Source organism: Pseudomonas sp. NFACC56-3 (assembly GCF_900100025.1).
Taxonomy (GTDB): Bacteria; Pseudomonadota; Gammaproteobacteria; order Pseudomonadales; family Pseudomonadaceae; genus Aquipseudomonas; species Aquipseudomonas fluorescens_AA.
The window spans coordinates 170897-196585 of sequence record NZ_FMTK01000003.1 but is presented as its reverse complement, the minus strand read 5'-3'; the positions used below and the strand labels follow the sequence as shown (position 1 = coordinate 196585).

21 protein-coding genes and 1 pseudogene are annotated in these 25689 nt (G+C 63.5%); 3 read left to right on the top strand and 19 right to left on the bottom strand.

Translation table 11 applies throughout. The annotated features are described in order from the left end of the window. Positions 1–46 precede the first annotated feature (46 nt). From BLO80_RS06155 to BLO80_RS06090, 14 genes are all read right to left on the bottom strand, one after another. Entirely contained in the window at positions 47–3124 is a 3078-nt protein-coding gene (locus tag BLO80_RS06155) for an error-prone DNA polymerase (RefSeq protein ID WP_092327290.1), read from the bottom strand. Continuing rightward, positions 3121–4542 carry a Y-family DNA polymerase gene (locus BLO80_RS06150; protein ID WP_092327289.1) on the bottom strand — a complete coding sequence of 474 codons (1422 nt, stop codon included), beginning with the start codon at positions 4540–4542 and terminating at the stop codon, positions 3121–3123. Before BLO80_RS06150 ends, BLO80_RS06155 begins: the two co-directional genes overlap by 4 nt. 7 nt (positions 4543–4549) lie before the next feature. Continuing rightward, a complete protein-coding gene (gene imuA / locus BLO80_RS06145; protein WP_092327287.1) occupies positions 4550–5182 on the bottom strand; it encodes a translesion DNA synthesis-associated protein ImuA in 633 nt (210 codons plus the stop codon). Next, a complete protein-coding gene (gene lexA / locus BLO80_RS06140) occupies positions 5182–5799 on the bottom strand; it encodes a transcriptional repressor LexA (RefSeq protein WP_092327286.1) in 618 nt (205 codons plus the stop codon). The genes imuA and lexA overlap by 1 nt, the downstream gene beginning before the upstream one ends. Before the next feature lie 223 nt (positions 5800–6022). Then, positions 6023–6301 (bottom strand): DUF971 domain-containing protein, encoded by a 279-nt coding sequence (locus BLO80_RS06135; RefSeq protein ID WP_092327284.1) that lies wholly within the window; start codon positions 6299–6301, stop codon positions 6023–6025. Continuing rightward, positions 6298–7260: a HEAT repeat domain-containing protein gene (locus BLO80_RS06130; RefSeq protein WP_092327283.1), complete on the bottom strand. Its 963-nt coding sequence runs from the start codon at positions 7258–7260 to the stop codon at positions 6298–6300. The genes BLO80_RS06135 and BLO80_RS06130 overlap by 4 nt, the downstream gene beginning before the upstream one ends. Continuing rightward, positions 7257–8105, bottom strand: coding sequence for an ABC transporter ATP-binding protein (locus BLO80_RS06125; protein WP_092257195.1), 849 nt, complete (start codon positions 8103–8105; stop codon positions 7257–7259). The genes BLO80_RS06130 and BLO80_RS06125 overlap by 4 nt, the downstream gene beginning before the upstream one ends. Further along, positions 8105–8887, bottom strand: coding sequence for an ABC transporter permease (locus BLO80_RS06120; protein ID WP_072406911.1), 783 nt, complete (start codon positions 8885–8887; stop codon positions 8105–8107). The genes BLO80_RS06125 and BLO80_RS06120 overlap by 1 nt, the downstream gene beginning before the upstream one ends. A gap of 136 nt (positions 8888–9023) precedes the next feature. Next, on the bottom strand, positions 9024–10430 hold the full coding sequence (locus BLO80_RS06115) for an ABC transporter substrate-binding protein (RefSeq protein WP_092327281.1): 1407 nt from the start codon (positions 10428–10430) through the stop codon (positions 9024–9026). Between the two features lie 235 nt (positions 10431–10665). Then, positions 10666–10911 (bottom strand): 4Fe-4S dicluster domain-containing protein, encoded by a 246-nt coding sequence (locus BLO80_RS06110; RefSeq protein WP_003180418.1) that lies wholly within the window; start codon positions 10909–10911, stop codon positions 10666–10668. A gap of 24 nt (positions 10912–10935) precedes the next feature. Next, positions 10936–12666, bottom strand: a complete 1731-nt coding sequence (locus tag BLO80_RS06105; protein WP_092327280.1) for a fumarate reductase/succinate dehydrogenase flavoprotein subunit — start codon at positions 12664–12666, stop codon at positions 10936–10938. Then, a complete protein-coding gene (locus BLO80_RS06100) occupies positions 12659–13417 on the bottom strand; it encodes a GntR family transcriptional regulator (RefSeq protein ID WP_092327278.1) in 759 nt (252 codons plus the stop codon). The genes BLO80_RS06105 and BLO80_RS06100 overlap by 8 nt, the downstream gene beginning before the upstream one ends. Before the next feature lie 95 nt (positions 13418–13512). Beyond that, positions 13513–14484: a Gfo/Idh/MocA family protein gene (locus BLO80_RS06095; protein WP_092327277.1), complete on the bottom strand. Its 972-nt coding sequence runs from the start codon at positions 14482–14484 to the stop codon at positions 13513–13515. Positions 14485–14578: 94 nt separating this feature from the next. Continuing rightward, positions 14579–15616 (bottom strand): AraC family transcriptional regulator, encoded by a 1038-nt coding sequence (locus tag BLO80_RS06090; RefSeq protein WP_092327275.1) that lies wholly within the window; start codon positions 15614–15616, stop codon positions 14579–14581. Positions 15617–15823: 207 nt separating this feature from the next. On the opposite strand from BLO80_RS06090, the gene BLO80_RS06085 reads away from it, so the two are divergent. After that, a complete protein-coding gene (locus BLO80_RS06085) occupies positions 15824–16768 on the top strand; it encodes a SphA family protein (protein WP_092327273.1) in 945 nt (314 codons plus the stop codon). A 182-nt stretch (positions 16769–16950) separates the two neighbouring features. Here the strand turns inward: BLO80_RS06085 and BLO80_RS28890 are convergent. Continuing rightward, a pseudogene (locus BLO80_RS28890) lies at positions 16951–17079 on the bottom strand (D-arabinono-1,4-lactone oxidase); the annotation flags it as partial. 7 nt (positions 17080–17086) lie between these two features. Continuing rightward, the gene (locus tag BLO80_RS06080; protein WP_092327272.1) at positions 17087–17971 is read right to left on the bottom strand and encodes a LysR family transcriptional regulator; all 885 of its coding nucleotides are present in this window, start codon (positions 17969–17971) and stop codon (positions 17087–17089) included. 130 nt (positions 17972–18101) lie between these two features. Between BLO80_RS06080 and BLO80_RS06075 the strand changes: the two genes are divergently transcribed. Both BLO80_RS06075 and BLO80_RS06070 read left to right on the top strand, forming a co-directional pair. Next, the gene (locus BLO80_RS06075; protein ID WP_092327270.1) at positions 18102–19745 is read left to right on the top strand and encodes a GMC family oxidoreductase; all 1644 of its coding nucleotides are present in this window, start codon (positions 18102–18104) and stop codon (positions 19743–19745) included. Between the two features lie 207 nt (positions 19746–19952). Next, positions 19953–21575, top strand: a complete 1623-nt coding sequence (locus tag BLO80_RS06070) for an MFS transporter (protein WP_092327268.1) — start codon at positions 19953–19955, stop codon at positions 21573–21575. 43 nt (positions 21576–21618) lie between these two features. On the opposite strand, the gene BLO80_RS06065 is transcribed toward BLO80_RS06070, so the two are convergent. From BLO80_RS06065 to BLO80_RS06055, 3 genes are all read right to left on the bottom strand, one after another. After that, positions 21619–24096: a TonB-dependent siderophore receptor gene (locus tag BLO80_RS06065; RefSeq protein ID WP_092327267.1), complete on the bottom strand. Its 2478-nt coding sequence runs from the start codon at positions 24094–24096 to the stop codon at positions 21619–21621. A 96-nt stretch (positions 24097–24192) separates the two neighbouring features. Continuing rightward, entirely contained in the window at positions 24193–25152 is a 960-nt protein-coding gene (locus BLO80_RS06060; protein ID WP_092327265.1) for a FecR domain-containing protein, read from the bottom strand. Continuing rightward, positions 25149–25670, bottom strand: coding sequence for a sigma-70 family RNA polymerase sigma factor (locus tag BLO80_RS06055; RefSeq protein ID WP_092327264.1), 522 nt, complete (start codon positions 25668–25670; stop codon positions 25149–25151). The genes BLO80_RS06060 and BLO80_RS06055 overlap by 4 nt, the downstream gene beginning before the upstream one ends. Between the last annotated feature and the right edge of the window lie 19 nt (positions 25671–25689).

Here is a 25689-nt window from a genome sequence, read left to right as displayed (position 1 = left end):
GCGGGAGCAAGCTCCCTCGCCACAAAAACGGCGGTGTTGCTGGGGCTCAGCGGAAATCGCGGCTCTGCACTTGGATACCCGCCAGCAGTTCAGTCAGGTCGCTCAAGCGCCCGGCGATCAAGTGGCGGACCTCGCCGACGCTTTCCCAGCGGCCGTCGACCCTGAGCAATTGCGAGCCCACCAGGGTCTTGCGTTGGCGCTCGGCCAGGTCGCGCCAGACCACCACGTTGAGGTTGCCGAACTCATCCTCCAGGGTGACGAAGGTCACGCCGCTGGCCGTGCCCGGGCGTTGGCGACCGGTGACCAGCCCGGCGACGCTGACATTGCGACCATGCTCCACGTCCTGCAATTCCCGTGAGCTGCGACAGCGCCGAGCGCGCAGTTCGGGACGCAGCAGGGCCAGCGGATGAGGGCCCAGTGTCGTGCCCAGCGTGGCGTAATCGGCAAACAGGTTTTCCCCCAGTGTGGGTTCGGGCAGCGCCACGGGCGGTTCTTCCTGGCTGGGCAAACCGGCGAACAAGCCCAGTTGCTTCTGCACTCCGGCCACTTCCCAGCGGGCCCGATGGCGATCCCCCGCCAAGCCCTGCAAGGCCCCCGCGTCGGCCAGTTGCGCCTGGGCCCGGGCATCGAGTTGCGCGCGCTCGCCCAGGTCGGCCACATCGCTGAAGGGCCGATGCCGGCGCGCCGCTTCGATACGCAGGGCATCCTCTTCGCGAAAACCCTTGACCAGGCGCAGCCCCAGGCGGATCGCCGGTTGCCGGCCTTCCATGGGTTCGAGGCTGCAATCCCAATCGCTGGCGCGCACGTCCACCGGACGGATCTGCAATTGATGTCGGCGGGCATCCTGGAGGATCTGGTCCGGGCTGTAGAAGCCCATAGGCCAGCTGTTTATCAGGGCACAGGCGAACGCTGCCGGCTCGTGGCATTTGAGCCAACTGCTGACGTAGGTCAGCAAGGCGAAACTGGCGGCGTGGGATTCGGGAAAACCGTAATTGCCGAAGCCTTTGATCTGTTCGAAGATTTGCGCGGCGAACTCAGCGGTGTAGCCGTTTTTCTTCATCCCCGCTGCCAGGCGTTCTCGATGGGGCTCCAACCCGCCATGGCGTTTCCAGGCGGCCATGGAGCGACGCAACTGGTCGGCCTCGCCGGGCGTGTAGTCGGCCGCGACAACGGCAATCTGCATGACCTGCTCCTGGAACAACGGAATGCCCAGGGTCCGCCCCAGCACTGTCTCCAGCGCTGGCGAGGGGTACGTGACAGCCTCCTCCCCGTTTCGCCGTTTCAGGTACGGGTGCACCATGCCGCCCTGGATCGGCCCCGGTCGCACGATCGCCACTTCGATCACCAGGTCGTAATACGTCTTGGGCTTGAGCCGGGGCAGCATCGCCATCTGCGCCCGTGATTCGATCTGGAACACGCCGATGGTGTCCGCGCGACTGATCATCTCGTAGGTCGCCGGATCGTCCTTGGGCAACGACGCCAGGGTATGGGGTTGACCCCGGTAGTCTTCGATCAGGTCGAAGCATCGACGAATCGCGCTGAGCATGCCCAAGGCCAGGATGTCCACCTTGAGCAGCCCGACCGCGTCCAGGTCGTCCTTGTCCCACTGGATGATGGTGCGCTCGGCCATGGCGGCGTTTTCCACCGGCACCAAGGTGTCCAGGGGCTGCTCGGAAATCACGAAGCCGCCCGGGTGCTGGGACAAATGCCGGGGGAAGCCGATCAATTGCTGGGTCAGGCTCAGCACCCGGCGCAACACCGGGCTGTCCGGGTCGAAGCCACCTTCACGCAAACGGTCCAGCGGCGGTGCTTCATCGCTCCAGCGCCCACAGCAGTCAGCCAATGCATTGACCTGGTCCGGCGGTAGGCCCAGGGCCTTGGCGACGTCCCGCACCGCCCCTGCACCGTGGTAGCTGCTGACCACCGCAGTCAGCGCCGCGCGATGGCGCCCGTAACGCCGGAAGACGTATTGCAGCACCTCTTCGCGGCGGTCATGTTCGAAATCCACATCGATGTCCGGTGGCTCGTTGCGCTCCTTGGACAGGAATCGCTCGAACAGCAGGTCGGTCTGGCTCGGATCGATTTCGGTAATGCCCAGGGCATAACACACCGCCGAATTGGCCGCCGAACCACGTCCCTGACAGAGGATGCGCTGCTGTCGGGCGAAGCCGACGATGTCCTGCACGGTGAGGAAATAGCTGTCGTAGCCCAACTCGGCGATCAGGCTCAGTTCCTTGTCGATCTGCACCCGCACCTTGTCTGGCACGCCGTCCTTCCACCGCTCGCGCATGCCACGCTCGGTCAGTTCCCGCAGCCAGGACGCTGGATCATGCCCCTCGGGCACCAGCTCGCGGGGGTATTGATAGCGCAATTGGCCGAGGTCGAAGGTGCAGCGGCGGGCGATGTTCAGGGTTTCCTCGAGCAAGGCCGGCGGGTAGAGATCGGCCAGATCCTTGCGGCTGCGCAGGTGGCGCTCGCCGTTGGGGTGCAAGCGCTGGCCGGCCTCGGCCACCGTGACGTGGTGACGGATGGCGGTCATGGTGTCCTGCAAGGCGCGACGGCCGCGCACGTGCATATGTACATCGCCGCTGGCCACGGCCGGAAGCGCCATGCGCTCGGCCAGCGCCAACGAGTCTGCCAACCGGCGGCGGTCGTCCTGTGCGCAATGCAACTGGACCGTCAGCCACAGGCGCCCGGCAAAGATCGGCTGGAGCCAACGCCCATGTTCTTCGGCGTCTTTGCCATCGGCTATCCACAACGCCAGCAACCCCGGCAAGGGTTGGTCGAAATCCTCTCGCACGATGCGGTAGCGGCCCTTCTCGCTGCGCCGCCGGGCGCGGGTGATCAACCGGCACAAGGTTTGATAACCCTCCAGGTTTTCCACCAGCAACACCAGTTTCGGCCCGTTCTCGACCTGGATTTCGCTGCCGACGATCAGGGGCAGGTCCAGTTCCTTGGCCGCCTGCCAGGCCCGGACGATCCCGGCCAGGGTGCATTCGTCGGTGATCGCCAGGGCCCGATAGCCCTGCTCTTTAGCCCGTCGGCACAACTCCAGGGCACTGGAGGCGCCGCGCTGGAAGCTGAAGTTCGACAGGCAATGCAGCTCGGCATACTCAACGCTCATGCGAACCAGCCCTGCAGCCACAGCGGCCCGCCCTCGCCCACCGGTCGATAGGCCCAGCCACGTTGTCCGCTGCGGGTTTCGATCAGGTAATAGTCGCGGCGCACATCCGCGCCGTCCCACCAACCGGTCTCGATGCGCTCGGGGCCCATGAGGATGTGCGCCTGCCCTTGCGCCAATGCCTGGGGCTCCTCCAGCAGCCAGCCGGGACGCTGCACGCCGTCGCGTACCGGACAAGCCTGGGATCGGGGTTGGGAGGTCATCTGCCAGGCGCACTCAGGCCGATGGTCGTCGCGAAACCCCAGGCCCTGCACGGCGTCATCCCCCAGCCGGGCCCGCAAGCGTTCGCGCAGTTGCTCCCAGGGCAATGATTGTTGAGGGCGCTCGTCGAACAGTTCCAGGCGCTGGGGCACGAAACTCGGCAGGTCTTCGGCACACAAGCGAAAGCCCCGCACCGGGGCCTCGACCTGCACCTGTTCCAAGCGACCGCGGGCCAGTTCGAAGAGCATCGCCGGGTCCCGTTCGGCGCTGAGCAGGCCGACCTTGATCACGGTATCCGGCAACCCGGCGTGCTCCAGGTGCAAGTCGAAGCGTTGCACGCCGCTGTCGCGTCCGCAGAGGAAGGCCGACAGGTCACCGGTCAGGCGACGCAACGGGAATAACAGCGCCTGATGGGATTGCACGTCATAGTTGAGCTCGATGCGCACATCGAAACGGTCCGGTGGCAGGTAGAACGACAGCGCCAGGGTGCGATGGCCCGTCAACGCGTCGAGGTGCTTGAGCACCTGGGCCTCGAAGCGCCGCGCCAGGGTCTGCCGGGGCAAGGCCTGGACCTGGCTCAGGCGACGCAGGCCCATGCGCGACAGCGCCGTGGCGACGTCGGGCTCCAGGCCGATTCGCTCCACGGGCATGTGCCCCAGGTACTGTTGCAAGGTCTCGGCATCGGGCACCACCAGGGCGTCATAGGCATTGGCCAACACCCGCGCCGCCACTGGGTTCGGGGCGGCGACGATGCGATGACGAAAGCCCAGCTCGGTCAGCTCGGCTCGCAAGCGCGCCTCGAACACCGGCCAGGGCCCGAACAGGCCCAGGCTCGACTCGATCTCGAACAGCAGCGTACGCGGATAATGCACGCTGACCTGGGCGCTGAAACGGTAGGCCCAGGCTGCCAGGAACTGCTGCCACTGTTCGATCTGCGCCGCGTCGTATTCCGCGGTGGCAAAGCCTTTGCTCAAGGCTTGGGCTGCGGTCATGGTCTGGCCGGGCCGCAAGCCCAGGGCCCTTGCCTGCGCATTCACCGCTTGCAGCACCCGACGCTGGGCCGGGCCGGTCAGCAGTGCCAGGGGCTGGTCGGGATCGGGGCGCTGACGCAGCGCGGCGTCCAGCGCCAATTGCGGGAAGAGAATACAGACCCAGCGCATCGCAACCTCAATGCCCGGTTTGTGGGGCGAGCGTGGCAAAGGCAATCGGCGCCGAACGGGCCAGCCCGCCCCGGCACTTGAGCACGCGCAACTGCGCAGGCCGGGTATCGATGGCAATGCGCAGGGCCGCCGGCGACGGGTTGATGGCTTCCTGGATCGAGCGCCAGGCGAACGCCAGGGCCTGGCCGGTTTCCGCCGCCACTTGCAAGCGCCGCAAGGCCCGGTCGTCCGCGTGGCGGGGCCAACACAGCACCGCGCCACAACTGCCCGAACGCAGGCATTGTTCGGTGGCCCACAGGGCATCGCGTTCATCGGCGCGGATCACCGATAACTGGCGCAGGTCGATCCCGGCGTTCTGCCAGGCCTGGGGATAAGGCACGAACGGCGGCGCCACCAGCACGATCCGCTCCCCCGCTGCCGACAGCCGCGCCAGGGTCGGCCACACCAATTGCAACTCGCCCACGCCCGGCGCGGCGATGAGCAGTTCCGTCAAGGCCGCCTCCGGCCAGCCACCACTGGGCAACGCCGCATCCAGTGCTGCATGGCCAGTGGGCTGCGGACTGGCGGCCGGCGGCGCAGGCCGGCCCTTCCAGACCTGGCCGCCGTTGAACAGCGTGTCCAGCGCAACGACAGCGCCCATCAACCTTGCCTCACCAAGCCACAGAACACCCCTTCTATCGCCAGGTCCTGGTCGGCCTCGATGATGATCGGCTGGTAGGCCGGGTTACGCGGCAGCAAACGCACCCGCTCGCCGATGCGCTCGAAGCGCTTGATGGTGACTTCACCGTCCAGGCGCGCCACGACGATCTGGCCGTTGGAGGCCTGGGGTGTGCGCTGCACGCCCACCAGGTCACCGTCGAGAATGCCGTCCTCGATCATCGAATCGCCCTGGACCCGCAACAGGTAGTCCGGCGCCTTGGTAAAAATCGCCGGATCCAGCATCAGGCGGCTGTGAACCTCGGCATCGGCGCCAATCGGCAGGCCGGCAGCCACTCGCCCCAGCACCGGCACGTCCAGCAGTTCAGGCCGTGGCGGCTGGTTCAACAGCCGGATGCCCCGGGCCTGGTGCGGATTGACTTCGATGAAACCGGCCTCGGTCAACGCCAGCACATGCTTGCGCGCCACGCTACGGGAGGCGAAACCGAACGCCTCGCTGATTTCAGCGAGGCTGGGGGGCTGACCCTGAGCGGCGATGCGTTCGCGGATGAAGGTCAGGATGGCGGTGCGGCGGGGGGTGAGAGTCGTCATGGAGTACATTTGTACTCTTTCGGAATTTTTCTGACAAGCGCCGCCAGTCAGTTCACAGCTTGCCTGTACAAGTCAGTGTGGCGAGGGAGCTTGCTCCCGCTCGGCTGCGCAGCAGCCGTGACACTTACCTCCTATTTACACAATGCACTGTGTTGAATGATTTAGGGCTGCTGCGCAGCCCAGCGGGAGCAAGCTCCCTCGCCACAGGTTTCATCACTTATCCTTAAGTGTGTCAGTGCTCAAGCCCCGCCAGGTAGGCCCACGGGTAAATCCCTCGCTCATGCCCGTCACTGAAAACCAATTGCACCCCGTAGCCCTGTGGGTTGACTGCCACCACCCGGATCCGCGGATCGACCTGGACGGTCAGCCCTTGCAGGCGCAACGCCCGGCACCGCGAGCACGGGCAGTGGCGGCGCAGGGTGACGTGGTCCAGGCGTTGCTCGCGGCCGCCGGGCCAATCCAGGCGCAATTGACCCTTGCCTTGGGAATTGCCGATCGCCTCCGGGCTCATTGCAGTTGACCCAAGGCAATGCGTACGGCTTTGCGCACTTCGGGGTCACCATCGTCCTGGGCCGCCTGCAACGCCGGGATTGCACCTGGTTCGTTCAACTCGCCCAAGGCCAGGGCCGCTTCCTTGCGCAAGTTGCTGATGCGATGGCCCAGGGTTTCGATCAAGGCCGACAACGCCGGGGCGTAACGCAAGCGACCGAGGCTGCGAGTGGCCCGCAAGCGCACTTGCCAATAATCGTCGCCCAAGGCCTCGACCAGGGCCGGACCGGCATCGGCGTGACCGACCTTGCCCAAGGTGGTGGCGGCTTCTTCGCGCACTGCCCAGGCCGGATCCCGAAGGGCTTGGCGCAGCGCCGGCAAGACCTGCGCATCCGAAGCCAGGCCAAGGGCACCGGTGGCCGCGCGGCGCACCTCAGTATCCGGATCATCACTGGCCAACCGGGCCAGGGCCGGCAAGGCGTCGAGGTGCTTGAGCCAGCCCAGCACGCCAACCGCCTCGCGGCGCACGCTGGCATCGCCGTCAGCCAGGGCAACGATTGCCGCCGGTGCCGCCTCGAGCAGGCGTAATTCGCGCAAGGCCCTGAACGCCGCGACGCGCACACCGGCCTCGGCATGTGCCGTCCAAGGCAGGATCACCCTCCCCGCCGCCTCGCTCTTGAGCAGGCTCAGACTCTGGGCGGCAGCGGCCTGCACACTCGGCGATGGATCGGTCAGGGCCTCGCACAAGGCGCCCACCACCGGCGCGTCCTCCCAGGCTTCAAGCAATCGCGCAGCTTCGGCTCGCACGTCGGCACTGGGATCTTCAGCCAGACGGTCCACCAGCCACAGCAGGCCTTCTGGCTCCTCAAGGTCGGCCAGTTCGATCAGGGCGATGCGGCGCACGCCCGGGTCCTGGTCAGTCAAGCGCGGTTGCAGGGCGAGGATGTCGTCGTTGTCGGTGTTTTCGAATAGAGAGGTCATAGGGCAAATCGCGGCAAGGAGGTTTCAGGGGGAAGCCCCAGGGGATTGAGGCGCGGCAACTGTCGGCCGTCTTCATGGCGCAGCAGGTCGAGGCAGTGACGCTTCAAGCGGGAGAATTCAGGGCGGGTGACCAGTTCGGTCGTGCGTGGCCGTGGGAAGTCCAGGCGCAGGTCCTCGATGATCCGCCCCGGACGCGGGCTCATCACCAGCAAGCGATCGGCCAGGAACAGCGCCTCGTCGATGTCGTGAGTGACGAACACCACGGTGGTGCGAATGCGGGTCCAGATGTCCAGCAGCAGCTCCTGCATATTCAACCGGGTCAGGGCATCGAGCGCGCCGAAGGGTTCGTCCATCAGCAGCAGCCGTGGGCGGTTGACCAGCACCCGGGCGATCTCCACCCGTTGCTGCATGCCCCCCGAGAGTTGGTCCGGCCAATGCCCGGCGAAGCCCTCCAGGCCCACCAGCGCAAGGATCTCGTCGGCGGCCCGGTGTCGTTCGGCCTTGCCCAGGCCGCGCATTTTCAGGCCGAAAGCGACGTTGTCGCGCACGCTGCGCCAGGGAAACAGTGTGTGCTGCTGAAACACCATGCCGCGTTGAGGCGACGGACCGGAAACGCTCGAGCCGTCGACATTCAAGCTGCCGGAGCGCGGTTGCAGATGCCCGGCCAAGGCCCCGAGCAAGGTGGACTTGCCGCAGCCGGACGGCCCGAGGACACAGACGAACTGACCTGCTTCGATCTGGCAATCGAGCCCCTGGACCGCTTCGAAGGCCTGGGCTCCCTGGCCAAGGACAATGGACAGCTGACGGATATCGATCCGTCCTTCGGGTGTGTGCATCATGCTCATCAGGCTTTTCCTCGTGGTCGATGCCAAGGCGTGAACAGCCCGCCCAGGCGTTTGATCAGCAGGCTGCTGCCCATGCCCAGCACACCGATCAGCAACATGCCGACGACGATGTCGGCGTAGTTCTGCACGGTGTAGGAAGCCCAGGTGTAGTAGCCGATGCCGTACTGGCCGGCGATCATTTCCGCCGTCACCAGGCAGAACCAGGACGTGCCCATGCCGATGGCCAGGCCGGTGATGATGCTCGGCGCGGCGCCCGGCAGAATCACCTCCAACAGGATCGCCCGGCGTCCGGCCCCGAGGCTTTTCGCCGAGGCGATCAAACGCCGGTCCACGCCTTCGACGCCGTGTACGGTGTTGAGCAGGATCGGGAACAGCGCGCCGGTGAAGGTGATGAACACCATCGACAGTTCCGACGAGGGAAACATCAGGATCGCCAGGGGAATCCAGGCCACCGCCGGGATCGGCCGCAGCACTTCCAGGGGCGGCAGCAACAAGTCTTCGGCCCATTTCGAACGACCGATGGCCAGGCCCAGCGCCACGCCGATCAACAGCGCCGCGCCATAACCGGCAAAGACCCGGCCCAGACTGCTGCCCAGGTGCCGGGCGAGATTGCCCGACTCTCCCAGGCCCAGCGCCGCCTGGATCACCGCCAGCGGGGTCGGGACGTTGGCGAAAGTCACCAGGCCGAGGTTCCAGTGGCCGGTTGCGGCGAGTTGCCAGAACAACAGGCAGAGCAACAGTGAAGCGGCTCGCAGGAGCCAGCGTGAAAATGATCGGGGCACAATGCTTCCTCTCAGTCGAGCTCCTGTGGGAGCGGGCTTGCTCGCGAAAGCGATGGTTCAGTCGACATCGATGTCGAATGTCAGTCTGCATTCGCGAGCAAGCCCGCTCCCACAGTCCATCGAGTTGTTTTGACGGTTAGCGGGCGGCAACGGCCTGGCTGGTGGCCTCGCTGAAGTCGAAGACTTTTCCGCCCTGGGCGGTAGCAAATTGCTGGGCCTGCCCCTTGAGCAGGAACGCACTGAGCTGGCCCTTGGCATCACTGGCGAACCACGCCTGTTCGGCCAGCAGCTTGATTCCGCTGTCGCTGGCCTGGGTATAGACGGCGCGGATGCCCTTGCCTTCCTGCTTGAGACTCGCCAGCGCGGCGAAGGCCGATTGGGCCGAGGCGTAATGGCGCACTTTCGGCTCGCCGCGTACCCAGATCTCGGCCACGTGGCGGGCGTCGGCTATTGCCTGGCCGGTCGACGCATCGCTGCTGCCCAGCGGGGTCTGGGCGTAGTTAGCCAGTTGCGCGTTGTAGTCCAGGTTCGACGCCTTGAAGGCGGCGCGGATGTACTGGTCATCGATGAAGGTATTGAGGTCCAGGCCACGATCAGCCTTTTTCAGCAGCTTGAGGGTGTCGATGGCGGTGCCGACGGCCTGGCGGTATTCCGGTTTCCAGGTCAGGTCGCGGGTCTGCACACCCAGTGGCCCGTGGAACAGGTAATTGACCTCGGCATCCACCCCAGTGACCTTGGCGATCAGCTCGCTGTACTTCTCCGGCTCGGCGGCCAGCAGTTGATTGGCCTCGAGGGTGGCGCGCAGGTAGGCGACGACGATTTCCGGGTATTGCTTGGCATAGGCCTGGTCCACCAGCGCGCCGTGGAACGTCGGTGTGTTGGCCTGGGCACCGTCGTAGATCTTGCGGGCGAAACCTCGGCTGGGGAACAGTTCGGCGAACGGCACGAAGTCGGCGTGGGCGTCGATCTTGCCGGCTTGTAGCGCCGAGCCGGCGACTTCCGGCGGCTGGGCAATGATGTTCACATCCTTGAGGGGGTCCCAGCCCTGGGCGGCGACAGCACGCAGCAACATGCCATGGGCAGTGGACGCGAACGGTACGGAAATGGTCTTGCCCTTGAGCTCGGCCAGGGACTGCACGCCCGACGCACTGGGCACCACGATGCCGTTGCCGCTGCCTTGGGTGCTGCCCGACAGCACGCTGATGAACAGGCTGTGCTTGCCGGCGGTTTCGAACGCCACGCCGTTGAACGCGCCGGGGAAATCGGCCATGGCACCGAAGTCGAGTTTGCCGGCGACCATCTCGTTGGTCAGCGGCGCGCCGCTGGTGAAGTTCTTCCACTGGATATCGTATCGGGCGTCCTTGTAGGCGCCGTCATGGGGCAAGTATTTGTCCAACAGGCCCAACTCCCGGATCAACAACCCGCCGGCGGCGCAGTTGATGGTGGTGTCCTGGGTGCCGATGGCGATACGGATGGTTTCTGCCTGGGCAGGCAAGGTCAATGAAGCCAGTACCAGACCGGCGAGTGCTGCGCGCAATAGCATGGGTGTGTCCCCTCGAATCATTTATTGGATGTCGTCTCCGCCACGATCAGGGCGCGGTGGGAAACGAGGGGTGTTCCAAATTGTGCGTCCGGGGGTGGCCGGATGGCTTTTGTGGTGTTTGGGTGGGCCTCATCGCGAGCAAGCTCGCTCCCACAGGTTTATCGGTGTACATAAGATCTGCGACTGGCTTCGACCCACTGTGGGAGCGAGCTTGCTCGCGATGACGTCCTGTCGGTCAACGCAACAGATACGGAATCTCCACTTTCACCGCCCCCGTCGGGCAGTCCTTTTCACAGGGCATGCAGTACCAGCATTCGTCGAACGCCATGTAGGCCTTCTGGGTCGCCGGGTTGATCGCCAGCAAGTCCATGGGGCACACATCGACGCAAACCGTGCAGCCCTTGTGAGCGATGCATTTGTCCTCGTCCACGGTGACGGGGGCATTGGAGCGGAAAAAGATTTCCTGGGGTTGATAGGCCATGGGCGTTCTCTCTGGGTGGACGGTTCATGCCGCGTCGGCACCGACCCGCAGCCGGTCGTAGGCCTGCAGTTCGTCGGCATCGAGAGCGATGACGTAGGGTTCGACGGCTTTCTTGAATGAAATCATCGCGCCGTCATCGCCCTTCTTCAAATGGCAATGGCAGAACCAGTCGCTGTCGTTGCGTTGTGGATGATCGACCCGATAGTGGTACAGGCCCCAACGGCTTTCGGCGCGAAACAGCGAGGCACGGGCGGCCATTTCGGCGCAGTCGCGGATCACGCTGACTTCCATGGCGCGCATCAGCTCGTGAGGGTTGTGGGCCTTGAGCTGGTCCAGGTCGCGCTGGATATCGCTGAAGCGTTGCAGGCCGATCTGCATTTTCTTGGTGACTTTCGGCGGTTGCAGGTAATCGTTGACGAAACGGCGCAGCTTGTATTCCACCTGGGCCGGCGGCAGGCCGTGCTCGCGGTCCAGCGGCGCGTAGACACGTGCCCTCTCCCGTTCGATCTGCCCGGCATCCAGCGCCGAGAAATCCTTCCCGGCCACGAAATCCGCGGCGTTGTTGCCGGCAAACCAGCCATAGGTGAACGCACCGAGCATGTAGTTGTGCGGCACTGCCGCCATGTCGCCGGCCGAGTACAGGCCCTTGACCGAGGTCTCGGCCCGCTCGTTGACCCACACGCCCGACGCCGAATGGCCGCTGCAAAAACCGATTTCGGAGATGTGCATTTCCACCATCTGCGTGCGGTAGTCGGTGCCGCGGTTGGCATGGAACTGACCGCGACTCGGCCGTTCGTTGCTGTGCAGGATCTCTTCGATGTTCTGGATGGTTTCCTCGGCCAGATGATCGAGCTTGAGGAACACCGGGCCATTGCCACCTTCGAGTTCCTGGTGGAACTCCCACATCATCTGCCCGCTCCAGTAGTCGCACTCGATGAAGCGCTCGCCCTTGTTGTTCGCGGTATAACCGCCCAGGGGGCCAGTGACATAGGCGCACGCCGGACCGTTGTAATCTTTGATCAGCGGGTTGATCTGGAAGCATTCCAGGTTCGCCAGTTCGGCACCGGCGTGGTAGGCCATGGCATAGCCGTCGCCGGCATTGGTCGGGTTCTCATACGTGCCCATCAGGTAGCCGGAGGCCGGCAACCCCAGGCGCCCCGCCGCGCCGCAGCAGAGAATCACGGCCTTGGCCTTGATCACATGAAAGTCGGCGGTGCGGCAATCGAAGCCCATCACACCGTTCACCGCGCCCGCTTCGTCGGTCAGCAACCGGGTGCAGACCAGCCGATTGGTGATGCTCACTCGCGCCCGTTTCAGTTGGCGATAAAGCACCTTCTTGATGTCGTGCCCTTCCGGCATCGGCAGCACATAAGCGCCCATGTGATGGACTTTTTTCACCGCGTAGTCGCCGGTTTCATCCTTCTCGAACTTCACGCCCCAGCGGTCCAGTTGCTCGATCGTTTCGAAGCTGTGGGTGGCATAGGCGTACACCGCCGCCTGGTTGACGATGCCGTCGTTGGCGATGGTGATTTCCTTGGTGTACTGCTCGGGCGTGGAATGGCCGGGGATGATCGCGTTGTTCAAGCCGTCCATGCCCATGCTGATGGCACCGCTGCGCTTGACGTTGGCCTTGTCCACCAGCAGTACGCGCAAGTCACGGTTGCGTTCCTTGGCCTTGATCGCCGCCATGGGCCCGGCGGTGCCTCCGCCGATGACGACAATGTCGTATTCCTGTTCCAGGGTGCTTCTAGTCATGGAGCTGCGTCCCTTTGTGCCGGTCGATCCGCAAGCGATACTGGAAGGCGTCGCCGCGGTAATAGAGGTGTTCGAAGTCCAGGGGCTGGCCGCTGGCGTCATGGGTCAGGCGCTCGATGCGCATGATGGGCGAGCCTGGTTCGACCTCCAGCGCCTGGGTCAGGTCGCTGTCGGCCGGCACCGCATCGATGGCCAGGTCGGCATGGCCCAAGGTCAAGGCGCAGTCGTTTTCCAGGATCAGGAAAATATCGCGGGTGACCAGGTCGGCCTTTTCCAGGCGTTCACCCAGGGCCTTGGGCAAGTAGGTGATCTCCAGGGAAACCGGCTCGCGGTTGATCAAGCGCACCCGTTTGATCTGCGCCACTGTGTCCCCTTCCGTCAACTTCAGGCGCTCGGCCACCTGTTTGTCGGCCGCGATGAACTTGAAACTCAGCAAGCGGTTGATCACCTCGAAACCGCGTCCGGTCAAGGACTCGGCCAGGCCTTGGAGAGTGCTGACGTTCTGAAAGGTCTTGGGCTTGGCGACGAACGTGCCCTTGCCATGGATCTTGAAAATCAGCCCTTCCTTTTGCAGGTCGCCCAAGGCCTGGCGCACGGTGATGCGGCTGACGCGAAACAACGCGCCGAGCTCGCTTTCCGAGGGCATCTGCCCGCCCTGGGGGTATTCGCCATCGAGAATGCGTGCGCGCAACACGTCTCGCAGTTGCGTGTGCAGCGGTACGCTGCTGAGGGAAAGAACGTTGTCGGCCATGGCCCCTATCACTTGTCATAACGAGTTATGACGTGATCTTAGGGAAACCGTCCGACGCCTGGGAAATACTCTTTGAGCATTAGGTTATGCCCGCCTCAACGGCGTTGGAGGATGCGGTCCATCACCCAGTCGGTCTTCAAGGCCTCTTCGGCCACGGCGGGATGCTTCGACTCACCACGGATATGGGCATTCATGCCGAGTACATGGTGCCACTGGATATGCTCAGGATGATGAGGAATGTCGAGGCTGACGGAGGTATCCGTGCACAGTTGCAGCGGCGCCTCATCGAACACCGAGAAGCTGATCCGCCCCTGGCTGCCAATCACCTCCACGCAGTCCTCACGTCGGTCAGCGACGAAATTCCAACAGCCCATGCCTGTGGCCCCACAGGCAAAACGCCAATTGGCCACGACCGCATCTTCTGCCTGATACAAGCCGTTCTGACGAGTGGCGAACCCTGTCACGTCGACAATGTCCCCCAGCAGGAACTGGAACAGATCAAGGCCATGGCAGGCCAGGTCCGTGAAATAACCTCCGCCTGCAATCGCCGGATCGGTACGCCAGTTGGTCGCGCCGTTGATATCCGCCAATGACGCGGGCTTGGTCAGCGTCCAGGTCAAATGCCGGATGTCACCGATGCATCCTTGCTCGATCCATTGCCGCACTTTGCGAAAACGCGGCAATGAGCGCCGATAGTACGACACAAACAGCTGCACCCCTGCGGTGTTGAATACACGCTGCATTTCCCGGCTCTGCGCGACATTGAGGGACATGGGTTTCTCGACGCAGCAATGTTTGCCGGCGGCAGCCACCAGCAGGCTATAGCTCAAATGACTGTCGGGCGGCGTCGCAATGTAAACCGCATCGACTTCGGGATCATCGATCAGTGCCTGCGCGTCGGTGTAGAACCTGGCGATGCCGTGGCGTTCAGCATAATCGGACACGGCCTCCAAACGTCGTCCCATTACCGCTACCAGCGCAGAACCGGGCGCCTTGTAGAAAGCCGGCCCACTCTTGCGTTCCGCCACGCTGCCACACCCGATCATGCCCCAGCGTACCGTTTTCATCGTTTGACTCATGGAATCAAGGCCTCCCCCGGCTGCGCAATGAAGCCCCTCAAAAAAGGCAGGAGTTTAATCAGACCCGGCCTGAATGTCGTGGCTACAACGTTTGCCCCTCGTTGCGAAACGCGCTCGGGCTCATGCCGGTCCAGCGCCGGAACGCCCGGCGGAAACTGCGCACATCGCTGTAGCCGACTTCTTCGGTGATGCGCTCGATGGACAATTCGGGGTTGGCCAGCAGGTTCAGGGTGCGGCTGCGGCGCACTTGTTCGAGCAAGGTCTCGAAGGTCAGGCTGTGTTCGGTCAGGCGCCGACGCAGGGTGCGGCTGCTCATGTTGAGATCGCTGGCGATTTTCTCGATGTGACTGCCACGGCTCAGGTCCCGGGCAATGGCCCGTTCCACCGTCTGGATCAGGTCGATCTTCTGGTGGACCTCGCAGGCCTCCTGCTCCAGCAAGGCCAATGCCTGGCGCAGGGCCAGCGGGTGATGATTGGGCAGGCGCATATCCAGCCAGCGCACATCGATCAACATGCGATTGTGCCGGCAACCGAAGCGCACATCCGGCCCCAATATCCGCTGATACTCCTGGGCATAGGACGGCGCGGCGTGCATGAATTCCACGGCCAGGGGCTTGAAATCGGGACTGGCCAGCGCCCGGCCATAGACCATCAGGCTGGCGAAGAACTCTTCCACGGCAAACACCTGGATCTCGGCGAAAGGCAGGCGGCAAGTGGCCTCGACCATGATTCGGTTGGTGGCCTCTTCGACACGGGTCACCGCGATGCCGCCGGTGGTGTGCTGGTAACGAATCCCCAGGGCGAAGGCATCGCGCAGGGTTTCGCACAACGACAAGACGTGGCCCAGCAGGCCGAGGGTGCCAAGCACGTTGCGGTCACCCACCCACAACCCCAGGCCCTGGTCGGGCAACAGCTTGAGCGAACGTTGAATCATGATCACGGCCTGGCGGTAGGAAATGCGCTGGGCCGGATCTTGCAGGTCATCGAGGTCGAACCCCAGGCCGCGACACAGGCTGGCGGCATCGAAGCCCTTGTCCGCCACCACCTCGGCCAGGGTTTGCAGCAGGAATGGCGAGACCAGTGCCAATTCATAGGTGGGGTCGATGACTTTCATCTGCATGGGCGGATTCCGGAGCACGTTAGGTGGCGTTTTTTGTAACCGGTTATTTCATAAAGTTAGCATGAGCCACTGGATAGAGGGGCCTGAAAATCTGGCCGCTCAAGTCCCCTGTATGGCCGCCAATACCCTGCCCTGTCGGCGGCGAACGGCTTATTTGTATGACTCGGCCCTCCGGTGCGTTTCCAACAATAATAATGAGCCCCTCCCATGAACCCGATCCGCACGACATTCGCCTTGCAACTGTCCCTCGGCCTGGCCTGCGGCGGTGCCCTGCCCGCCCTGGCTACCGAATCGGGGGTGGACAACATCGGCCCAGGCACCGACGGTTTTTTTGTGTTGCCACTGGAGGTCGACAGCCTTCCGGACCACATGGTCGCGTTCAACCTCTACTACAACCATTACAAGGCTCGGAAATTCAACATCAGTTCTTTGGGCGGCGAACTGCCGGATGTCGAAATCGAATCCACGGCAGTGGTCCCGCGCATCGATTACCTGAGCCCGTTGCGGGTAGCCGGTGGGCGCGCGGGGATCTACATCGCCCAGCCCTGGATCAAGCAGGAAGTTTCGGTGTTCGGCCTGCATGACACCCGCGAGGGCATGGGCGACACGACCATTTCGCCCATCGTGCTCTGGGACATGGGCAAAAACCTGACCCTGGCCGCGGCGGTGGAAATCACCGTACCGACCGGCGAATACAGCACCGATCGACTGGCCAACACCAGCAACAATTTCTACACCTACAAGCCGTTGTTTTCCTTCACCTGGTTGCCCACGGAAGACACCGAGGTGTCGATGAAAAGCACCTACAGCTTCAACCGCAAGAACAAGGACACCGACTACCGTTCGGGGCAGATTTTCCACTTCGATTATTCCGTCAGCTACCGCGTGACCGACAACCTGAGGCTGGGGCTCAACGGCTACTACCTCAAGCAGACCACTGACGACAAACAGTACGGCCGCACGGTGCAATTCGCCGGGCAAGACGTGGACGATGGCGTACGCGGCCAGGTCTTTGCCATTGGCCCGGCGCTGCACCTGACCTTCCTCAAGTACGCCAGCGCCGAGATCCGCTGGGCCAAGGAGTTCGACGTGGAGAATCGCCCGGAAGGGGAAATGCTCTGGGCCAAGATCAGTATTCCGTTTGCGTTCTGACCGAGTCTCGGCTTCGCGAGCAGGCTCGCTTCCACAGAAGATGTGCAGGGGAATACAGATCCTTATGAACACCCCAAAACAAATGTGGGAGCGAGCTTGCTCGCGATAGCAATGGATCAGTTGCATGAATGTCGACTGATGCACCGCCATCGCGAGCAAGTTCGCTCCCACAGGTGCTTGCTTCAGCTCAAACCCAGAATCGATGAAAGATGCCCATTGAGGAGCTTGCCGCCAGGGTCCAGTGCCTGGCGCACCTGGTTGAATTCAGTCCAGCGCGGGTACAGCGCCTGAAGGGCCTTGGCGTTCAGGGATTTGGGGTCAGGGCAGCAGCAGGGCCTGCTCGCGCTCGCACAACTGCACCACGTAATCCCACAACACCCGCAGGCGTACGGACTTGTGCAGTTCGCGACGGGTACTGATCCAATAGCTGCGGCGGATGGTTTCGTCCGGCAGCAACGGCACCAGCGTCGGGTCAGCGCTGGCCATGTAGCACGGCAACACGGCGATCCCCAGGCCCGAGCGCGCGGCCTGTTGCTGGGCGATGACGCTGGTGCTGTGGAACACCACCCGGGGGTTGCGGCAAAAGCTGTTGAGGAACATCAATTCCTGGCTGAACAAAAGGTCATCGACATAACCGATCCAGGCGTGGCGAGCCAGGTCCTCGCGGCTGCGCAACGCTGGCGAGCGATCCAGGTAGGCCTGGCTGGCGTACAGCGCCAGGCTGTAGTCGGTGAGTTTGCGGGTCACCAGCAGGTCGGCCGCCGGACGTTCGAGGTGGATGCTGATTTCCGCCTCACGGTTGAGGATGCTGACAAAGCGCGGCACCGCCACCAGCTCCACCTCCAGCCCCGGATAGCGCTGGAACAACCCGTCCATGCGACTGGCGAGGAACATGATGCCCAGCCCTTCGGTCACCCCCAGGCGAATCTTGCCCAGGGGGGCACTGGACTGGGTGATGTCCTCCTGAGCCAGCAATGCCACGTTTTCCATGGCTTCGGCGTGCTTGAGCAACGTCTCGCCGGCTGGGGTCAGTTCATAGCCCTGGGCATGCTGGACGAACAATGCGGTGCCCAGGCTTTTCTCGATGGCCTCGATATGCCGGGCCACCGTGGCGTGGGTGGTGTTCAGGCGCCGTGCAGCCGTCAATAAACGCCCGCTGCGTTGCAGTTCCAGGAAATAGCGCAGGTCATTCCAGTCGAACATGAAGCGATCCTTGAGCACGCCTGAAGGCACGACTGTTTATAAACGCACAGCCACTGCGCAAAAACTAACATTCTTTTGACGAAAACTAACAACTAGGATGGGTCCCACAACAACAAGAATGAGGTCGCGAATGCAACCTGTCGTCGATGAATACGATTACGTGATCGTGGGCGCCGGCCCTGCCGGGTGCTTGCTGGCCAATCGGCTTTCGGCCAACCCGCAACACCGGGTGCTGCTGCTCGAAGCCGGTGGACGCGACAACTACCCATGGATTCACATCCCGGTCGGCTACCTGTTCTGCATCGGCAACCCACGCACCGACTGGTGCTTCAAGACCGAAGCACAACCGGGCCTGCAAGGGCGGGCCCTGAGCTACCCGCGCGGCAAGGTCCTGGGCGGTTGCTCCTCCATCAACGGCATGATCTACATGCGCGGCCAGGCGGCGGACTACGATGGCTGGGCTGCCGAGGGCAATCCCGGCTGGGCCTGGGAAGACGTGTTGCCACTGTTCCGCCAGAGCGAAAACCACTTTGCCGGCGCGTCCGAATTTCACGGCGCCGGCGGTGAATGGCGGGTCGAACGCCAGCGCCTGTCATGGCCGATTCTCGATGCCTTCCGCAGTGCCGCCGAACAGAGCGGCATCCCCAACGTCGACGATTTCAACAGCGGCGACAATGAAGGCTGTGGCTACTTCCAGGTCAACCAGAAAGCCGGGGTGCGCTGGAACGCGGCCAAGGCGTTTCTCAAGCCGGTTCGCCAGCGCGGCAACCTCACGGTGTTGACCGACGTCGAGGTCGACCGCGTGTTGCTGCGTGACGATCGCGCCCACGCCGTCAGCGCCCGCTGGCAAGGCAAAGGCATGACCTTCAAGGCCCGCAAGGAAATCGTCCTGTGCGCCGGGGCCGTGGGTTCGCCGGGGATCCTGCAACGTTCCGGAATCGGCCCGCGCAACCTGCTGCAACGCCTGGGCATCGGCGTGACCCATGAGCTGCCCGGTGTCGGCGGCAACTTGCAGGACCACCTGCAACTGCGGCTGATCTACCAGCTGGAAAACGCCCGCACCCTGAACCAGATCGCCGGCACCCTGTGGGGCAAGATGGGCATGGGCCTGCGCTACCTGTACGACCGCAGCGGCCCGCTGTCCATGGCCCCGAGCCAACTCGGCGCGTTCGCCCGCTCGGGCCCGGAACAGACCTCAGCCAACCTCGAATACCACGTGCAGCCGCTGTCCCTGGAACGCTTCGGCGAACCGCTGCACAGCTTCCCGGCGTTCACCGCGTCGGTCTGCGACCTGCGCCCGCAAAGCCGTGGCCGGGTGGACATTCGTTCGGCCGACCCGCACGAAGCGCCGCTGATCCAGCCCAACTACCTGAGCCACTCCGAGGACTTGCGGGTCGCCGCCGACGCCATCCGCCTGACCCGCCGCATCGTCGCGGCCCCGGCCCTGAGCGCGTTCAAACCGGTGGAATACCTGCCGGGCCCCAGCCTGCAAACCGAAGAGCAACTGCACCAGGCCGCCGCCCGGATCGGCACGACGATTTTCCACCCGGTCGGCACTTGCCGCATGGGTCAGGATCGCGACGCGGTGGTGGATGCGCAACTGCGCGTCCACGGCATCAAGGGCCTGCGCATCGCCGATGCCTCGATCATGCCGCGCATCACCTCGGGCAACACCTGCTCGCCGACGCTGATGATTGCCGAGAAGGCGGCGCAGATGATGCTCAACCCCGCGACGAGGAACACCACCATCGAAAAAACACCTGCTACGGTCTGAAGAACAACTCAGTCTCCTGTGGGAGCGGGCTTGCTCGCGAATGCGATGTGTCAGTCGCCATAATCGTTGACGGTCAGATCGCATTCGCGAGCAAGCCCGCTCCCACAGTAAATAAAGTGTGTCGACTCAAGGAACGCATCAAATCAGGAGACGCCACCCCGGCGTCGCAGTGGAACAACAAAAACAATCACTGTGAGGGATACCGCTATGTCCGAGCATGTTCAGCCCCTGGAAGCCACGCGCAACGCCGGCACCAGCCAGGAAACCCAGAAAGTCATCTTCGCCTCGTCCCTGGGGACGGTGTTCGAGTGGTACGACTTTTTCCTCTATGGCGCCCTCGCGGCGGTGATCAGCAAGCAGTTCTTCGCCGGGGTCAACGACACCACCGCGTTCATCTTCGCCCTGATGGCCTTCGCCGCCGGTTTCATCGTGCGACCGTTCGGGGCACTGGTGTTCGGTCGATTGGGGGACATGATCGGGCGCAAGTACACGTTCCTGGCCACCATCATCCTCATGGGCCTGGCGACGTTCTGCGTCGGCCTGCTGCCCAACTACGCCAGCATCGGCATCGCCGCGCCGATCATCCTGGTGGTGTTGCGCATGCTCCAGGGCCTGGCCCTGGGTGGTGAGTACGGCGGCGCCGCCACCTACGTCGCCGAGCATGCGCCGATGGGCAAGCGCGGTTTCCATACCAGTTGGATTCAGTCCACCGCCACGTTGGGGCTGTTGCTCTCGCTGCTGGTGGTGCTGGGCTGCCGCTACTTCACTGGCGATCAGTTCGAAGTCTGGGGCTGGCGCATTCCGTTCCTGCTGTCGATCCTGCTGCTGGGCATCTCCACCTGGATTCGCCTGAGCCTGCACGAGTCACCGGCCTTCCTGAAAATGAAAGAAGAAGGCAAATGCTGCAAGGCGCCGATCCGCGAATCCTTCGGCAAATGGGAAAACCTGAAGGTGGTGCTGATCGCCCTGTTCAGCATCAATGCCGGCCAAGCGGTGACCTTCTACGCCGCGCAGTTCTACGTGCTGTTTTTCCTCACCCAGTTCCTGAAGATGGACCCGGCCCTGGCCAACAGCCTGCTGATTGTCAGCGTGGTGATTGGCGCGCCGTTCTTCATCTTTTTCGGCTGGCTGTCGGACAAGGTCGGGCGAAAACCGGTGCTGATGATCGGCCTGCTGCTGGCGACTGCCCTCTACTTTCCGATCTTCAAGACCCTGGCCCACTACGCCAACCCGGCCATCGACCTGGCCAGCCGCCAGGCACCGATCACCGTGGTCGCCGACCCGGCCACCTGTACCTTCCAGTTCGACCCGGTGGGCAAGGCGCGTTTCGACAGCCCGTGCGACAAGGTCAAGACCTTCCTGGTCAAGCAGGGCCTGCCCTACAGCAGCGTCGCGGCCCCGGCCGGCAGCGCGGTGCAGGTCAGCGTCGGTGACGTGAAACTCGAAGGTTACGACGAAGCCGCCCTGCGCGGCGCGGTGACCCTGGCCGGCTACCCGCAGCAGGCCGATGCCCAGCAGATCAACCGGCCGATGATCGTGGCCTTGATCGTCGCGCTGATCATCATCTCGGCGATGTGCTACGGACCGCTGGCGGCGCTGATGGTCGAATTGTTCCCGACCCGGATCCGCTACACCTCCATGTCCCTGCCCTACCACATCGGCAACGGCTGGTTCGGCGGCTTCCTGCCCACCGTGTCGTTTGCCCTGGTGGTCTATACCGGGGATATTTTCTACGGACTGTGGTACCCGGTAGTGATCACCGGGGTCAGCCTGGTGGTGGGCATGATCTGCCTGCGGGAAACCCGGAACGTGGACCTGGATACCAACTGAGAGCAAAAACCGTGGCGAGGGCATTGGCGCCCTCGCCACCGGCTCAGAAGCGCCCCTTCAGGGTCATGGTGAAGTTGCGCGGCTCACCGTAATAGTTACCGAAGTTCTCGGTGCCGATGGTGGTGTAGTAGCGCTTGTCGAACAGGTTGTTGCCATTGAGGGCCACCGTCCAGGTGTCATCGATGCGGTAGCCAACGCGACCGTTCCACACGGCATAACCGGCCTGGGTAATCTTCTCGCCCGTCGCCGGCGATACGCGGAAATTGTCGCTTTGGGCATTGACCCCGGCGCCGACACTGAATCGTTCCAACGCCCCGCCGAGGGCATAATCGCCCCACAGGCGCAGCACATGGCGCGGCACGTAGCTGTTGAACGAGCCGCCGTTGAGGCTGGTGTCAATGTCGTCCAGGGTCTTGGTCTGGGTGTAGGTGTAGCCGGCCAGCAGTTGCAGGCGCTCGATGACTTCACCGCTGATCTCGGCTTCGAAGCCTTGGGCGCGCACCTTGCCGGCATTCTCATAGCAGTAACCGTCCGAGGACGCACAACTGGAGTTGTAGTCGGTCTGGGCCTGGTCTCTCTGTAACGTGCGGAACAGGTTGAAGGCGCTGTTCAGGCGCCCCTCGAACCATTCGCCCTTGATTCCCAGCTCATAGCTTTCACCTACCAGGGGCTTGAGTGCCGAGCCGCTTTCGGAGCGGTAGTTGCCCTGGGGCGTGAAGATATCCGAATAGCTGGCATAGGCCGTCAGGTGCTCATTGAGGTCCAGCAACACGGCGGCAAATGGCGTGACTTGCCCCGTCTCCGTGCTCTTGGCGTGTTCCGAGCCGCCGGTGAGGAACACCGAGTCGGTCTTGGAGCTGTACCAGCTCACCCGGCTGCCCACCACGAACGTCAAGGGCTCCGCCAGCTTCAGGCGCAGGGTCGAATACATCCCTTGCTGCTCGGTAACGGTCTTGACCGGACCACCACGCGTCGAGTTTTCGATGAAGTAACTGTCGTCCGGTTCGGGGATATGGCGATCCGGATCGAATACGTTCTGCTTCTGTGGCAGCAACGCGACGGAGAAGAAGTCGTCCTTGTCCGAACGACTGGCGTTGAAACCGACGATCAACTCATGTTGCTGCCCCAGGGCGTCGAACTTGCCGTCCAGGTAGGCGTCGAGGCCGTAATCGACCTGGTCATAGTCATACATGCTGCCCAGCATGTTGGTGGTCGAGGTGCCTGGCGCCACCGAGCCCGATGCAAACGCGTATTTGATGTCCTGGGTATTTTTCGTATAGACACTGGCGACCTTCACGGCCCAGTCATCGTTGAGCTGATGCTTGAGGTCGCCGAACACCGTGGTCCGCTGGCTGCGCCAGGTATTCCATGAGGGGTCCAGGCAAGTAGAACGGCTGAGCTTCAGATCGCTGCCGTCCCGGTAGCGCGGCAGCCCGCCCCAGCACGGGCTTGCATCGACGTCCTCATAGGCAACGCCCAGGCCGAGCGTCGTGTCGGGCGACAGATCGAAGTCCAGGGCGCCGTAATAGATCTGGTCCTTGCGCCGGGCATCATCGTAGAAATAGTGCCGGCTCTGCTCGGCGATCACCGCCCTGCCTCGCACGGTGCCGGCGTCATTCAACGGGCCACCGGTATCGACCTGGCCACGGTAATTGTCCCAGGTCCCCCCGGACAGGCTGAGCTCGGTCTGTGCCGTGGCCTGGCCGCGCTTACGAACGAAGTTGACGCCGCCGGACGTGCCGCCCGCTCCCTTCATCATCCCGGCGGCGCCGCGCAGCACTTCGACACGGTCGTAATAGGCCATGTCGCTGCTGAAACTGTCGGCCTGGACATAACTGTTGCCCATGTCCAGCGGAACGCCGTCGTATTGATATTGGCCAGACATGCGGAACCCGCGGGAATAGAAATACTTGCCGCCCATGGTCGAGTCGTAGACGGTAATGCCCGGGGTCTTTTCCATGACTTGTTCGATGGTATTGAGGTTCTGGTCATCGAGCATCTTGCGAGTAATGACCGTCACCGATTGCGGTGTTTCGCGCAGGGCGTGCTCGCCCTTGCCGATCGTGACCGCCCCCGTCGTGTAGGAGTTGCTCTGCTCGGTGGTCGCCCCGAGCCGCTGAGCCTCGATGGTGGTTGCGTCCAGTTCCAGTGCCGAACCGCTGGCGGGTACCCGGCGCAGCACGTAGGTGCCGTTGGCCTGCAGGGCGGCTTGTAGGCCACTACCGCCAAGAATGCGGGCAAAGCCGTCGCCCACGCCGAAAGTCCCCCTCAGGCCGGGCGATTGCAAGTCCCCGAGTTGCCGGGCATCAAACGAAAGGGCGACACCGGCGGCACTGGAGAAACGGGTCAGCACATCCACCAGGCGACCGGCGCCGATATCGTAGGCTTGCACCGCGCGCTGCTGCGCCGCAGCCGCTGGAACCGGGCTGGCATTCACGACTGTGGCGCTGACGGTCGTGACCGCCAGCAAGCCGATTTTCACTGCAAACACCAGACGGCCTGGCGCGCTCACCCAAGTCATATTTCCCCTCCCCAAAACGGTCGATAAAAACTCACTGAGGAAGAGCCGAACGGTGGGGACGAAAAGTGCAGGGGCTGATTTTTTTATTGCGTAGCATTACCGCCGATCACCACCGGAGACCTGGACCCAGAATCGGCTGTAGCGGGTCACTCGCAACGAAAAGCCGCTTTCCAGCGCGGCCAGGGCGAGATCGGTGTTATCGACAGGAAACACACCGGAAACCTTCAAGTCGCCAATCGCCGGATCCCAACGCAGCACACCGGGTCGATAGCGCGACAGTTCATCCAGTAGCGCCGCCAGGGGACGGTCAATGGCGATGATGCTTCCCTTCTGCCAGGCACCGACCGACACATCGTTGCCGCGCAGCGCCCCCAACGACCGCTCGTTGAAATCCAGGCGCTGGCCGGCTTCGACCCGCATCCTCGATCCACTAGCCAACAGGCTCACTTCGACCGCTTTCTCAAGCACCGCCACTTCGCCGCCCCGCGCCTGGCTACGGACGATAAACCGCGTGCCCAACGCCAGCACCTCGGCCGGCCCCGTGACCACCTTGAACGGACGTCGCAAGGGATCGACCGCCGTCGTCACGAGCACCTCGCCCCGTAACAGCTCCAGGCGCCGCTGCTGCCCATCGAAACGAACATTGATAGAGGTGTCGGTGTTGAGCAGGACCGTACTGCCGTCGGCCAGCTGGAACGCGCGACGCTCGCCCACCGCGGTGCGGTAATCACAAAACAGGTTCTGGGTTGCCTGGCTGCGCCAACCCAGCCAGCCCAGGCCGCCGGCGGACGTCAGCAGCAAGGCGCTGCGCAACACCTGGCGCCGGGATCGCCGGTGGGTGTCGCTCAGGATCGGTGCCGCCAGGGCGCCTGGCACACTCGCCATCTGCTCGGCCACCGCCGCCATGCGCTGCCAGGCCTGGCTGTGCAACGGATCGGCGGACAGCCAGGCGCGCCAATCGGCCCGGTCCGCGTCGGTCGCGATACCGGAATGCAGCCGGGCGTACCACCGCGCCGCCACGCGGATGGCTTGCAACTCGTCGGGGGCCAGGTTCATGAAAGCTGCAATTGAATTTGCATCAGGCAGCAATGTTCCATGGCCTTGGCCATGTGGTTGTTGACGGTGCGGACGCTGACACCCAGGCGCTCGGCAATTTGCGGGTACGTCAGGCCATCGAACTGCGACAGGATGAACGCCTGTCTTACGCGCGGCCCAAGCCCCAGGAGCAGACGGTCGATCTCCATCAGGGCCTGGAGCAGGATCGCCTGCTCTTCCAGCGAGGGGTGCTGCTCTTGCGGCATGGCGGCCAAGGCTTCGAGGTAGGATTGTTCCAACGAGCGCCGGCGAAACAGGTCGATCAACAGCCCTTTGGCGATCATCGACAGGTACGGTCGCGGCTCGCGGATGTCCAGCGCGGTGCGCGCCTTGATGACTCGCACAAACGTATCCTGGGTCAGGTCGGCGGCATCGAACGCGTTGCCCAAGCGCTTGCGCAACCAGCCCTGGAGCCAATTGTGATGATCACTGTACAGAACGTCGACAGCACTGCGTAGGGACAGATCGTTGGCGGGCATGGCTATGGAATAATTCGCG